This is a genomic window from Nostoc sp. TCL240-02, assembly GCF_013343235.1.
Taxonomy (GTDB): domain Bacteria; phylum Cyanobacteriota; class Cyanobacteriia; order Cyanobacteriales; family Nostocaceae; genus Nostoc.
In genome coordinates this window covers 2735612-2749222 of sequence record NZ_CP040094.1, presented here as the reverse complement: position 1 = coordinate 2749222, position 13611 = coordinate 2735612, and the positions used below count along the sequence as shown (strand labels likewise).

Here is a 13611-nt window from a genome sequence, read left to right as displayed (position 1 = left end):
AAGTACTCAGGCACAGAAATATTATGCACAGCTTCAAAACAATAATTACGAATTACGAATTTTCCTAATATTTCGCCATTTGCCCAACCAGCTTAACAGTTCTCGCTCACTGATGGGTTGTTTGTGGGATTGTAGCTTTAAAACTGCATCTAATTCTGCTGCACTTATGCCTGTTTTTTTTTTCCAGAAATTGATCAAGGCTTGAGGTTCTAAAAGTACTTGTCCTAATCCCAAGGCTTTTTGTAGTTGGAGTTGTTCTTGTTTACCCACCATCTCGACAACAAAGTCGGTGGTATCAGCTTTCTGCAAGACTCCCGCTAAAGCTTGGATGTATGCTTCGCTATTATCTGTAACTGGTGCATCTAAAGCCACTGGCTTCCCAAAGCGGCGATTCTGGGCCCAAGTTAGCACCAATAGCAGAATACCTAACTGTATTAGTATTGGAAATAAAGGAGTTTTAGCAAAAAAGCTAGATAAATCACCTTCGCTTTCTTTTTTTCTGACATCAGCATCTTTATAGCCGTGGATGTATTCATCAACAATTACTGTGTTACTTTTTTCAGTTACTAAACTAGCTAAATACTTGAAATTACTTAAATAGTCTTGATAAGCGTTGGCGGCTAGATAAGGGGTGGTAGAAAAAATTACCTTTCCCTGTTTGTAACTTTTTTCCCAGACAACAGCACCAAAGCGATCGCCTAAATCAACTTGCTTGGAGTTAGCTTTCTGATACCGTCTACGTGTATCAATTTTGATATCACCTTGAGGAGATTTTTGCATAGTGCTAAACTCCGCTTCTGTAACCCGCGCCCCCGCACCCAAAATTACCAAAGTATTCCCTTTTTCTACCCATTCCCGCTCTTGACCATTCAATGCTGTCTCCCTTGGATAGGCGCTTACCTGTAGAAAGGTAACTGGGCTATTTTCTGGCTGAATATCACTAAAAGGTTTTTGCCAACGCTTGATAGAAATTCCTTTTTGTTGCATAAAAGCATACCAAGCACCATACCCATCAGAGGCGCGGTTATAAGTAGAGCCAGTGCTAATTTTTGTATTATTGGGAGCCACTAACAAAGTAAGCAAAACGATCGCAGCTAGTGCGATCGCTCCCATCCAAGCAAGGCGATTTGAACGTTTCATCTTCGACTTTCACAATCATCACTTTGTTTCTGTATCACAAGTGTTAATACTTACTTATTTTTCCGGTAAAGTCAAAAATATCATTACTTTTCTTAAACCTGCATTAAAATACTTTTGGCAATAAAAGATACAAGCTGTTTAGATAAAAATACTTTTATTTGGAAGTCGTAAAAAACCCCACCTCTTTTACGGGGTGGGGTTAGTATACTGACTAAGGCTATTTAACCTCACATAATATCATTCAAATTGCACGAGCGATCGCCCCGATACAACAATAAAGCCGACAGAATCAAGCCTAATCTGAGGCTGGCGAATACCTTGGAGAATGGCTGCATTTAAAGCAGTTTCTATTTTCAATTCTTCAGCTAATGCGTTATCCCAACTTTGTTGGTTTAGACGCAGGCGTAATTGTTCTACTCTATTGGCTAATTTCTTATCGGCGACCTTAGCACAACTTTGGCATAAGTCAAGAAAATCGGGACGATTTGAAAGTAATTCCGCAGAAGTATTACGTACTTGATAGCAGAAATTTTGCCATTTACTAGGGTCAACAAAATCGTCAATAATTCCTAAGCGCTCTTTTGCCAGATTGTAATCTCGTCCTTGATTACTGTTTTTATCTTTATATGGACGTTGGAGAATACTTAAGAGAGCTTTATCTTCAACAACGCGGATTGGCTCATTGCGACCATCAACATAGATAGTTTCTATAATTGGCGGAAATAGAGCATCAACACGTCGTTGCAAGTTTTTGAATTGAGAACTATCGAGTTTGTTATCTAGTAAAACTTGCTTGGCAACTCTTAAATTTGCCTCGACTACATAATTGCATTGAAAACCGAACCACTCTTTTCCTTCTTTCGCATCCCAAGATGCATCAGTGCGCCACATTGCAAAGGCTTCACCTCGGTCATCCCAGTTTATATAGTTCCAGAGTGCTTCGACAAATCCTTCCCCAACTCGAAAGAGTTTAATACCAGGATTCTGGTTTGCAACTCTGCGGTTATAAGTACCAAATTGGTCTAGATAACTATCAGCAAAACGATTTTTTAACTCATTTATCGGAACCAATGTCCGCGTTGATGGTTGATAACGTCGCATTTCTGATGAGTCGGGATTATTCAGTCCTCGAAATCCCAGCGCCTCACAAATCCAGCCTTCAATTGCTCGTTTCATTTCTAGATGACAAGCATCGTAATTATCGAGGTCTTGAAAATATTCGGTGGCAATTTCATCGTTAGCGTCAATTTCATCAAGAGCATTTTGTTCGCTAATTTTTGCAATTTCGGCTTCAATTTGCTCTTGAATTGGCGAAATCATCTCTAATAATCCAGCAGCACTTGATTGAAATAAAGCTGTTTCTAATTCTGCAAGCTTATCATCCACATAAAACTGTAAACTTGCAATTGATTGCTGGAAAATACCAAATCCATCTTTTAATACTTGATACCAAGCATTGTGAGGGCTATCTTCCAAATAGGGGCCAATCAAAACACAAGATTGGACTCCAATTTTGCTGCCAATGCGGTCAAGTCTGCCAAGTCTTTGCTCTAATTGATTAGGCGACCAAGGAAGGTCAAAATGAATTAACCAATCGGCAAATTGGAGATTAAGCCCTTCTTCTCCTGAGCGATCGCATACTAAAATAAAGCAGTTTGGGTTATTCTTAAACTTATTTAAGCCTTCCTCAACTTTGTCTGGTGATTCTCCAAATTGATGTTTGACGATTGTCTCTGCACCAAAGGTATCAGACAAATACCGGACTATTTCGCCACAACTTTGGACAAAACTGGTGAATACAATAAATTTGGGCAGAATATCGCCAGTAATTGGTCTTTTGATTCTCTGCTGTATTCTCGTGATGAATTCCTTTTGATTCTTCCGAACGTTTGCGGGAATTTTGAAGTATGTACCTAGCTGATTCAGCAGTACAGTTTTTAAATTTTCCGTCCGTCCTCCGTCTTCTTGGGGTTGACGAATAATTTTAAGGAAGGATTGCAGAATCTCTTCTTCCTCAAAGAATTTGGGGGTTGTAGTTAAGACGCGAAGATCATCTTCTTTAAACTCCTGGATGAGTTTAGCATCAGGCTTACCAGTTAAGCGGGCGGTAATTAACTGCTCTAAAATGCCTAACCAAGTACCAGCCGCTAGAAATAACAGCAGAAAAATTCGCTGATATGGCTTTTCAGCAGGAGCAACACTACGCCATTGATTGAGGAGTTCGTGGATATCAGGCGATCGCTCGTCTAAATCGTACTCTTCTTTGGGTGTAAAATTGCGGTCAAATATCACATCTTCTACCGCCGCGCGACGGTTGCGAAGCATTCGGCGGTGTAGTCGATAGATATCGCTGACGTGAGTACGAATCGCTTGGACTATTTGATCTTGCTCGGTAGAATTTGCTTGTAAACAATTTTCTAAATCATCCGCCAGCTTCAGGAAATACTTATCCTCAGCTAAGAGGTTTCGTAGTTGCTGCAAGTTGCTTTTGAGAACAACGGGTTCAGCACCTTCTTTGAAAGAAAGCAGAAGTCTACCAATTTCCTGACGGCTTTCAACTTTGGCACGAAAACCTGCTAAATCACCAATTTTATAGGTTGCTGGGTCGAGCAAGTGCAACATTGCCAAGAAATCTTGCTCATGATTGAGAACAGGAGTGGCAGATAATAAAAGTAAGCGATCGCTTTTATGAGCAAGTTCTTTACAAGTCTGAAAACGCTGGCGCACTGTTGCATCTTTGGAAGTCGCCATTGCTGCGATATGATGAGCTTCATCTAAAATTAAGCAGCCTATCCTCGCTTTCAGGTTGATTTTATGAATATCTTCAACCGCCAGCATCGCTACCCGTTTGCCAAAATGGGAAATGTAAAACTTGTTTTCTAACTCAGTCCGCCATTGTTTAAGCAAGTATTGCGGAACTAATACCACCGCACCCTTTTTCGGTTCATCCAAAAGGAATTGACGCAGAATCGCACCCGCTTCGATGGTTTTTCCGAGTCCCACCTCGTCTGCTAGCAAGTAGCGTTGAATTGGGTCTTCCAGTACCCGCCGCACAACTTCAACTTGGTGAGGATAAAGATTAATATTTGCCGAAATCAGTCCTGTCATTCCGCGACTGACAGCGCGTTGCTTAATCAAGGATTTGACGAAAGCCAATCTTTTGTCGTGGAAGTAAGGCGTTTCGTGACCCTTCATCGCTAAAGTTTCGATGGGGTCTGTGTTTGGGAGATTACAACGAACGTAAATGTCTTCTTCAGTAGCGATCGCAGTTTTCTTATCTGGTAAATCAATTTGATACATTTCTGTATCTTCATCCCAAATGAAAACTCTCCCAACTATCCATTTATCCTGAGTTTGGTACTTAATATAGCATCGAGCCTGTGGTTCAAGCCTGACTTCAGAGAGAGAACTTAAAGGTAAAGTTTTTTGAAGACGCTGCCCTATAGAGCAAAAATACTCAACGTTTGCATTGGTATCAGATATTTCCGTAACTTTGCCGATACCCAAAGAGTTATTCTGGGACTGTACCAATAAACCGAGCTTAATCATAGATCCAGTCCCCTGAACACACTAAAAGAACCTTCCAGACTAGTTTTTTCACCTATATCTGGTAGTTTTGTCGATCAACATTATAGATAATAAACTGGCATTACTGTTTTTCGTTTTAGCGATGTCTACGACGGGCTACGCCTACGCTTCACCACACCTAACTAGTAAAATCAGCCCAAAGGTTGATTTGCGTTTTAAATGCATCAGGACGCATTAGCATTGTCAGCCGACGCATTAGCATTGTCAGCCAACGTATTGGCATTGTCAGCCAACGTATTGGCATTGTTAGCCGACGCATTGGCATTGTCAGCCGACGCATTGGCATTGTCAGCCGACGCATTGGTATTGTCAGCCGACGCATTGGCATTGCATTGCTACCAAATTAATTCGCTACGAATTAATGAAATACTGTACTTAGTTGGTGATGTGGCGCAATAGATTCATACTTTGCCTTGATAACACCAGGGTACAATTAAGATGATGTAGTTTTATTTAGTATGAAGAAAATCCGAGATAACACAATTAAGTTAAACCAATATTTAAAGTTGATGGGTATAGTGCCAACTGGAGGACAAGCCAAGCTAATGATTCAAGGTGGCGATGTCCAAGTAAACGGTATGCAAGAAACCCGACGAGGGCGGAGGCTAGTACCGGGTGATAAAGTGACAATAGAAGGAAAGACTTTAGAAGTGAATTTGGATAACAATGAAGACCAACATATAGTAATAGATTTTCCCGAACAAACCGAGTAAAAATTTTATCCCAAATTAAAAAGTTCCTCTTTTGCCTTGTGAGCGATGCTGCAAATTTCCAACAAAGTTATAATCCCCCAGAGTGATATTGAAATTAGTGCGATTCGTTCGCAAGGAGCAGGAGGCCAGAATGTAAATAAGGTTTCCACAGCAATTCACTTACGCTTCGATATTGTCGCTTCATCATTACCAGATTATTATAAAGAACAGCTTTTAAAGCTGAACGATAGACGCATTACCCAGGAAGGAGTTGTTGTCATCAAAGCGCAGGAACACCGAAGCCAAGAAAACAATCGGGAATCAGCTTTGAAACGACTTCAAGAACTCATTCAAAGTGCAGTTGTCGTGACGATAAAACGCAAACCCACGAAACCAACTCGCAGTTCTCAAAGAAAGCGCCTTGACTACAAAACTAAGCGCGGACAGGTTAAATCTAACAGAGGACAAGTGACAGAATTTTAGATTTTAGGCTTAGTGTTATGAGAAATCAGTCTTAACGTTTAATTCCCTTAAACCGTTCTTGCGCCGCCTGAAACGCTTCTTGCATTACTAACTGAATTCTTTGGGGATCGGGTTTCTTACCTCCCATTAAATCACCAAAATAAACGCAGGCTGCTTCCCCTAGTGCCCAGGTGTAGGCGGCTGCCCAAGACGCTGCGATCGCGCTCCCAAAACCTGGTATAAACTTAATTAATTCCCGTGCAATTGCCTGTGCTAAGAAACCACCTGCGATCGCACTGACAACACCCCCCGCCTGTGATGGTGTAATTGTCTGTCCATATAATTTACCCAACAGACCCACCATTGATACTTGCAAGGCAGTTAGTACAGGCATTGTGGCAAAAGGCAGAGGTACAGCCGCAAGAGTTGCAGACATAATTGCAAATGGCAAAATATAACGGCGTGCTGCATCTCTATAAAGGTTGCCAAGTTGCTTACCAGCTTCTTCTCGATCTAATAGCTGATAAATCGCCTGCGCTTCTGCTTGTGGGAGAAGTTCTGCCAAAGAATCTCGCAGTGCTTCTAAGCCATAAAATACCGGATCGTAGCCATCTTCTTCTAGGGTAAAGTCAATTAATACAGAGCGGTCAGTTATCCCGGCGAAGGCTTGCTGCATTGCCGCAAATGCGCGGTTGACTTCTTGATAATCTGGCGGATAGGCAGGATGATCGACAATATCAGCAGGATAAACCTCATGCAAGCAAGTAACTACTAGCAGACAGGGAATATTTGGATACTGCTGGCGTAACTTTTGAGCAATTTGTCGGAGTGTATCAGTTGCAAAATCGTTGATTTTGACCGTCAACAGAAGGATTCTGGCGGAACCAGTTTCCTTTTGTAAATCGCCAACTAACTCTTGAATGATTGTTTGGGTATCTTGGTTGACATCACCTAGTCCCACCGTATCAGTAAAAACTAATAGCGGCAGGTCATTGGAAGGATAGGCATAGCGTTGCGTGTGTTGCGTGTGAGGACGAAAACCCTGACCAATAATCTCAGCCGAAACTCCTGTTAATCCCCGCACAATTGAACTTTTCCCGGCTTGGGGTTTACCAATCAGCAGTGCTTCTGTGGTTGGCAGTTCGGCTCGGATTTTCTCTAAAATCTCCGCAACCTGAGTTTCACTGACGCTAAACCATTCAACAACAGTTTGTGCCAGTTGTTCTACAGGTAGGAGTTTGGTTAAACGTGTTGTTGCTGTGTTCCAGACACCACCAATGCGGTTTGTCCAAGAATTATCGACCGACTTGGTAGTTGCTCCATCGGTCGGTTCACTCAATTGCTGAGAATCAGTTGTTGGTGAGTCAGCATCACGTTGCTCAATCATTTCTATTCAAACGTAGAAGACCCTTTTACTAATCTTATAGCGATTATCAAAGTGATAACTAGTACCGTTAGTAGTGTTATGTAGCGGTTCTCGAATGGAAGCAATACACGCTTTGGGCACAGTAATGCTTATTTTATTGGTAACAATGCGATTGTTTCGGCTGACAATGCGATAGTTTTGACTGACAGTGCCATTGTTTCGACTAACAATGCGATTGTTTTGACCGACAATGCGATTGTTTCGGCTGACAATGCGATAGTTTTGACTGACAATGCTATTGTTTCGAATTGCATTGTTAATGAGTCCTTGAGATACTACGCGCACAAAGAACTAATCCTTAACAAAAAAGTTTTTTTCGCCCACAAAACACTCGTTATGTACCAGTGACCAATGACCAATGACTAATGACTACTGGATCAAATCAACGATCGCTTTTACCAATACATCTGGATCTACTGGTTTAGAAATATGCATTTGAAATCCGGCTGCTAGTGCTTGCTGCTGATTCATTTCGCCTGCATAAGCTGTTAGAGCGATCGCTGGTACGTGTCCTCCTTGTTGCGGCGATCGCGATCGCACTTCCCGCATCAGCATATAACCGTCTGTCTTTGGCATTCCAATATCACTGATTAAAACATCTGGTATCGACTCAGACAGCGCTTGTAATGCCTCCAGTGCTGAGGATACTGCGGTTACTTGTACACCGTAGTCTTGCAAAATGAAGCTCACTAAGTCGCGGATATCTGGTTCATCGTCTACCACTAAAACTTGAGTATTCGAAAGGAGTGAAGATTCAGGCTGAGAATCTAAAGACTCATTCTCTTCATACCGAACTTGTTCACTTCTCACCAAAAGCGGTAGTTCAACAGTAAAGGTTGCACCCGATCCTTCTCCAGGACTTTCGGCTTGAACTTTTCCCCCATGCATTTCTACAACCTTACGCACGATCGCTAATCCTAAACCTAGTCCGCCAAATGTGCGTGTAGTTGTGCCATCAGCTTGGCGAAAGTAATCAAACACGAATGGCAAAAAGTCTGGGTTAATTCCCTTACCTGTATCGCTGACTTGAATTTGAATCTGATTACTAGCTTCCATGAGTCGAATTCCTACCCGTCCTCCGGTTGGTGTAAATTTTACCGCATTAGAAAGTAGATTCCACACAACTTGCTGGAGCCGATTTGGATCGCCCATTACTTGCCCTAAACTGGCATCAAATATGGTCTGAATTTCAATTGATTTAGCTTCTGCTGCTAGCCGTACCGTTTCTAGTGCTGCTTCAACTACCATTACCAAGTTCACTGGACAGATATTTAAGTTTAATTTTCCTTGGAGGATGCGAGACACATCCAACAAATCTTCAATTAGTTGGGTTTGTAACTTGGCGTTGCGTTCAATAGTTTCCAAGGCGCGATGAGTGGTTTGTTCATCAAACTTGCGAGTCCGTAACATTTTCGACCATCCCAGGATAGGGTTGAGTGGGGTTCGCAGTTCATGGGAGAGAACCGCCAGAAACTCATCTTTAATTTGGTTGGCGATCTCTGCTTCTTGGCGTGCTGTTCTTTCGCATTGGAGGAGGCGATCGCATTCTTTTTCAGCCAATTTGCGATCGGTAATATCTAGTACAAAAGCAACACCATGTTCTTGGGAGTCATTCAGCAAGGCTATCCCCAAAACAATTGGGACTCGCTTACCGTTGTGGTGGATGTACTCTTTCTCGTAAATTTTGGAAACTCCAGTGGTTTGCACCTCTAAAATGGCGCGATCGTCTAAATACTTGTATTCAATAGGAGTGAGTTCTCGCCAATTAACTTTACCTAAAATAGCAAACTCCTCACGAGTGTAACCAGCTAGTTGAAGAAAGGCATCATTGGCATCAATAACGAAGCCATCCACATTCCAAAAAGCAACCCCGATTAGGTTAGACTCAAACAAACGCCGAAATCGAGCTTCACTTTCGCGTAATGATTTTTCTGCCCGTTTGTGTTCGGTAATATCACGAGAAACAGTAATTACGCCTTCAATACTTTGGTTTAAATTCCGTAATGGTGTGAGAATGTATTCATAATAATGGACTCCATCGGCAGTTACATATTTGCACTCATCCTTGATGGGCTGCCCAGTTTTAATCACAGCTTTTAGTTGATTGTCTACCTGTTCTACAAGTTCTGTGGGTAAATCCAGTTCTTGCAAAGTTTTTCCGACAAGATTCTGGGGTTTAAAACCTAATATAGTAGCTGCATCACGACTAACATACTGATAGCAACCTCTGCGATCAAAGATATAAATGTGATCGACTGAGGCGGTGAGGATGGCATTTAAAACATTTGCCTGTTCTTGGACTTGTGTGGTTAGTTCGCGAGTACTTTCTTCTGCCTGTTTGCATACAGTAGTTTCCATACAAACGCCGATCATTCGCACCGCTTGTCCACACTCGTCATAGACAAATTTTCCCTTGGCAGAAATCCAATGTACACTTTGGTCTGAGCGAATTATCCGAAATTCATCGTTGTAGTCAGTTTTTTGTGCCAAAGCCTGGCTAATCCTTTGCATTACAGATTGCTTGTCTTCAGGATAAACGCACTTCTGAAAAGTTTCATAAGGGCCATCAAAACTACTTGGAAGTAGACCAAAAAGCAGTTCATAATTTTCAGACCAGATGACTTGATTGGTTAAAATATTCCAATCCCATAAGCCCATCTGAGAAACATCCAGAGCTAGCCTCAGCCGTTCTTCACTATTTTTCAGAATTACTTCTAGCTGTTGTCGCTGTAAAATTTCTTGTTGGAGTTGCTGTAAAGTCACTGCCACATCTGTTGTTACATTAAAGCCTGTAGACTTCTCCTGCTCCAGATGGCATTCAATCTCATATTCTAAAACTGAAATATGCGAACGTTGTGCCGATATTGCCAGTTTTCTTAATTGTTCTTCTAGTTCTACTTGCCTTTGCTGATAAAATATTTCTGCTTGCTCTAACTCAGCTACACGCTGCCGTAAAACTGCTAATTCATCAGTAAGTCTAGAATTAATTTTATCAACATTTGACATTTTAATAAACCGCTAATAACCAAAAATAATACTGACTTGAAGAGTAGGCATACCCTAGTTTTAGCAGTATGATTTTTAAAGCTAAAAAATGCAATCCATCCAAAGGCACATAAGAGTTTTAGCCAAAAGATATCTTCTAGTATTTAAAAGCCATGTCTAAAGATAAGACAAATCAATTATCTCTTCAATCGCATGAAAGCCGCACCACTGAATAATCCCACAATCTGCCCCCAGAAGACAACACCCGATTGATTTACGCCAATGGGGGGAATATTTAAACTGCCTATACCATAAAATAACTGTTGCACAAACCACCAAAATATATAGAGAAAGGCGGGAACTTCGATAGGAATATATACAATAATTAACGGCAAAATGGTATCAATTTTAGCTTTAGAAAACTTCATAATGTATGCTCCTAAAATAGCTGCGATCGCGCCATTGCCCCCAATTAATGGTACTGTCAAACTCGGTTGAATCAAAATTTGTACAACCCCTGTTAAAATGCCAGCCACCAGATAAAATTCCAGATACCGTCTGTGTCCCAAAATATTTTCTACAGTCTTACCAAAAACCCATAGAAATAATAGATTTCCCAATATCTGACTAAAACTGCCGTGCAGAAATATTCCAAAAAGTAATGAAAATATCCGCCAAATTACAATTATCCAAGCAGCAGAGTTGTTGAAGAAGAGTGCATTTGTAATTGCCCCACTAATCTGGGCCGGAATCACACCCAAACTATTGACAAAAGGGCCCAAAGTATCACTAAGCTCTAGTTTAATTTCCCATAAAAACACGGCAATATTAATGCCAATTAGCCAATAATTAATAATCGGCTTATTCCAACAACGAATATTATCACTAATAGGAATCATATAAATTTGTCATTGGTAATTGGGCATTGGGCATTGGGCATTGGTAATTGGGCATTGGGCATTGCGGGAATTAAAATTACCTCTTTCCCTCTACTCCCTGCTCCCTGCTCCCCTGCTCCCCTGCTCCCTGCTCCCTGCTCCCCACTTCTTAACATGTGGCAAGATTGAAATCAGATCGCATCGCACTTAAGTAGGCAAACGAGATGTTAGGAAACACGCTTGTTGGAAGATACCAAATTATTAGTAACTTGGGAGGAGGGGGTTTTGGTGAAACCTTTGTTGCTTATGATACTCAATTACCCGGTTCACCTCAATGTGTGGTCAAGAAACTCAAACCCCAAGCAAACGATCCGGTATCTTTAGAGACGGCTAGGCGTTTATTTGATACAGAAGCACAAGTTCTGTATAAATTAGGAACTCACGATCGCATTCCTCAACTTTTAGCTTATTTTGAGGAAAATGCCGAATTTTATCTCGTACAGGAATTGATTGAAGGTCATGACCTGAGTCAAGAATTAATACCAGGTAAAACCCTTAGTCAAGAGCAAGTAATTTCACTTTTACAAGAACTTTTGACAATTCTAGAATTTGTCCATCAACAGAATGTAATTCACCGTGATGTCAATCCCCGAAATATCCTCAGACGACACCCGGATGGCAAATTAATTTTAATTGATTTTGGTGCGGTTAAACAAATTACGACCCAAGTAATTACTCCCGAAGGTTCAACTAAAGGTACCGTTGCCATAGGTACGCCTGGATATATTCCTGGAGAACAAGCTCATGGTACGCCAAAATTAAGCAGTGATATCTATGCTACAGGCATCATTGCTATTCAAGCCCTCACTGGATTATTACCAGAGGAAATAGTCAAAGATGCTGAGACTAATGAAATTATCTGGCACGATAAAGCTACAGTAACGCCAGAATTTGCTCAATTTTTAGATAAAATGGTGTGCTACGACTTTCGACAGCGCTATCCTTCAGCTACAGTAGCATTACAAGCACTGAAAGAGTTAACACTACCACCTGCTGAAACAATAGCGTTAACTCCTATTTCTCTTCCCAAAAATCTAACCAAACCACAACCGAGAAAAGGGATTTTAGGTAAAGTTTTACTAACAATATTTTTAGCAGGGATAAGTGGAATAGCATCAATATTTATTTTTAATCACATTAATTCAAATAACGCTATAGAATTATCCAAGCAAGGAAATACACTTTTTGATTTACAACGCTATCAAGACGCATTAGAAGTATATGAAAAAGCCGTTAATATTAGACCAGATTATGCTCAAGGATGGAATGGTCAAGGTAAAACTCTCTATAAATTAAAAAAATCTAAAGAAGCATTAGCTGCGTATGATAGAGCAATCCAAATTAAGCCAGATTATTTTGAAGCTTGGAGTGGACGCGGCTTTGTCTTGGCAAGTCTACAGCGATATCAAGAAGCGATCGCATCTTTTGACAAAGCCCTACAATTAAATAATGAAAGCTCAGAAGTCTGGAATGCTAAGGGTGAAGCTTTTAGTAACTTAAACCAATATGACCAAGCAATTAAAGCTTATGAAAAAGCGATTGAATTCAAACCAGATAATTATGAAGCTTGGTATAAAAAAGGATTAGCTTTACAAAATTCTAACCGATATGAAGAAGCGATCGCAGCATACCAAAAAGTCGTTGATTTAAAACCAGACTATGAGCAAGCTTGGTATAACTTGGGAAATGTACTAGTTAATTTGCAACGCTACCAAGATGCATTCAGCGCTTATGATAAAGCTGTACAATACAAGTCAAATTATTATCAAGCCTGGTTTTCAAGAGGTAATACCCTACTCAACTTACGACGTTACCCAGAAGCAATTGAATCTTTTAATCAAGTAATAAAATACAATCCTAGTAGCTATCAAGCATGGTATAATTTGGGCTGGTCGCTACATCAAAATCAACGCTATGAAGAAGCGATAAAAGCTTATAATAAAGCCGCAACGCTTAAATCAAGAGACTATCAACTCTGGTACAATTTGGGTAATTCACAATATATTTTACAAAAATACGAAGATGCACTCGCGTCTTATAATAAGGCAGTTCGTTATAAACCAGACCATTCTGAAAGCTGGTATAGCAGAGGTAATGCTCTCTTAAATTTAAAACGGTTTCAAGATGCGATCGCGTCTTACGATCAAGCAATAAAATACAAGCCTAATTACCAACAAGCTATAGATGGCCGCAATCAAGCCCAGATTCAACTGCAAGGCGAGAAACCAAAGCCTATAATTGTGCCAGTTATCCCAGTTCCTAATCCTATTAATCCACCGCAGACAACGCCTTAATACACTAAAAAATTCGTAATTAATAATTACGAATTGTTAACAACACTTAATTAGGAGCAATAATTGGAATTTTAGTTGATTTTAAA

General features: G+C 40.6%; 10 protein-coding genes. 4 read left to right on the top strand and 6 right to left on the bottom strand.

What is annotated here, in order from left to right:
* Positions 1-45 precede the first annotated feature (45 nt).
* Positions 46-1140: a DUF4350 domain-containing protein gene (locus FBB35_RS11625; protein WP_174709755.1), complete on the bottom strand. Its 1095-nt coding sequence runs from the start codon at positions 1138-1140 to the stop codon at positions 46-48.
* A 237-nt stretch (positions 1141-1377) separates the two neighbouring features.
* On the bottom strand, positions 1378-4689 hold the full coding sequence (gene dpdE / locus FBB35_RS11620; protein ID WP_174709754.1) for a protein DpdE: 3312 nt from the start codon (positions 4687-4689) through the stop codon (positions 1378-1380).
* Positions 4690-4871: 182 nt separating this feature from the next.
* Here dpdE and FBB35_RS11615 point away from each other — a divergent pair, with 182 nt between their 5' ends.
* The 3 genes from FBB35_RS11615 (at position 4872) to arfB (ending at position 5903) form a co-directional block, all read left to right on the top strand.
* Positions 4872-5075: a hypothetical protein gene (locus FBB35_RS11615; protein ID WP_174709753.1), complete on the top strand. Its 204-nt coding sequence runs from the start codon at positions 4872-4874 to the stop codon at positions 5073-5075.
* A gap of 111 nt (positions 5076-5186) precedes the next feature.
* On the top strand, positions 5187-5441 hold the full coding sequence (locus FBB35_RS11610; protein WP_174709752.1) for an RNA-binding S4 domain-containing protein: 255 nt from the start codon (positions 5187-5189) through the stop codon (positions 5439-5441).
* A 45-nt stretch (positions 5442-5486) separates the two neighbouring features.
* Positions 5487-5903: an alternative ribosome rescue aminoacyl-tRNA hydrolase ArfB gene (gene arfB, locus FBB35_RS11605; protein WP_114082400.1), complete on the top strand. Its 417-nt coding sequence runs from the start codon at positions 5487-5489 to the stop codon at positions 5901-5903.
* A 31-nt stretch (positions 5904-5934) separates the two neighbouring features.
* Here the strand turns inward: arfB and FBB35_RS11600 are convergent, their stop codons facing one another.
* The 4 genes from FBB35_RS11600 to FBB35_RS11585 form a co-directional block, all read right to left on the bottom strand.
* Positions 5935-7269 (bottom strand): GTPase family protein, encoded by a 1335-nt coding sequence (locus tag FBB35_RS11600; protein ID WP_174709751.1) that lies wholly within the window; start codon positions 7267-7269, stop codon positions 5935-5937.
* A gap of 6 nt (positions 7270-7275) precedes the next feature.
* Positions 7276-7593 (bottom strand): hypothetical protein, encoded by a 318-nt coding sequence (locus FBB35_RS11595; RefSeq protein WP_174709750.1) that lies wholly within the window; start codon positions 7591-7593, stop codon positions 7276-7278.
* Between the two features lie 84 nt (positions 7594-7677).
* Positions 7678-10314 carry a PAS domain S-box protein gene (locus tag FBB35_RS11590; protein WP_174709749.1) on the bottom strand — a complete coding sequence of 879 codons (2637 nt, stop codon included), beginning with the start codon at positions 10312-10314 and terminating at the stop codon, positions 7678-7680.
* 176 nt (positions 10315-10490) lie between these two features.
* Positions 10491-11192 (bottom strand): rhomboid family intramembrane serine protease, encoded by a 702-nt coding sequence (locus FBB35_RS11585; RefSeq protein WP_174709748.1) that lies wholly within the window; start codon positions 11190-11192, stop codon positions 10491-10493.
* Between the two features lie 203 nt (positions 11193-11395).
* On the opposite strand from FBB35_RS11585, the gene FBB35_RS11580 reads away from it, so the two are divergent.
* The gene (locus FBB35_RS11580) at positions 11396-13525 is read left to right on the top strand and encodes a tetratricopeptide repeat protein (RefSeq protein WP_174709747.1); all 2130 of its coding nucleotides are present in this window, start codon (positions 11396-11398) and stop codon (positions 13523-13525) included.
* Positions 13526-13611 lie beyond the last annotated feature (86 nt).

What these genes read in the sequence shown, in the direction of transcription:
- arfB (WP_114082400.1), top strand. Translation starts at nt 5,487, where the DNA reads ATGCTGCAAATTTCCAACAAAGTTATAATCCCCCAGAGTGATATTGAA.
- FBB35_RS11600 (WP_174709751.1), bottom strand. Translation starts at nt 7,269, where the DNA reads ATGATTGAGCAACGTGATGCTGACTCACCAACAACTGATTCTCAGCAA.
- FBB35_RS11585 (WP_174709748.1), bottom strand. Translation starts at nt 11,192, where the DNA reads ATGATTCCTATTAGTGATAATATTCGTTGTTGGAATAAGCCGATTATT.
- FBB35_RS11625 (WP_174709755.1), bottom strand. Translation starts at nt 1,140, where the DNA reads ATGAAACGTTCAAATCGCCTTGCTTGGATGGGAGCGATCGCACTAGCT.
- FBB35_RS11610 (WP_174709752.1), top strand. Translation starts at nt 5,187, where the DNA reads ATGAAGAAAATCCGAGATAACACAATTAAGTTAAACCAATATTTAAAG.
- FBB35_RS11590 (WP_174709749.1), bottom strand. Translation starts at nt 10,314, where the DNA reads ATGTCAAATGTTGATAAAATTAATTCTAGACTTACTGATGAATTAGCA.
- FBB35_RS11580 (WP_174709747.1), top strand. Translation starts at nt 11,396, where the DNA reads ATGTTAGGAAACACGCTTGTTGGAAGATACCAAATTATTAGTAACTTG.
- dpdE (WP_174709754.1), bottom strand. Translation starts at nt 4,689, where the DNA reads ATGATTAAGCTCGGTTTATTGGTACAGTCCCAGAATAACTCTTTGGGT.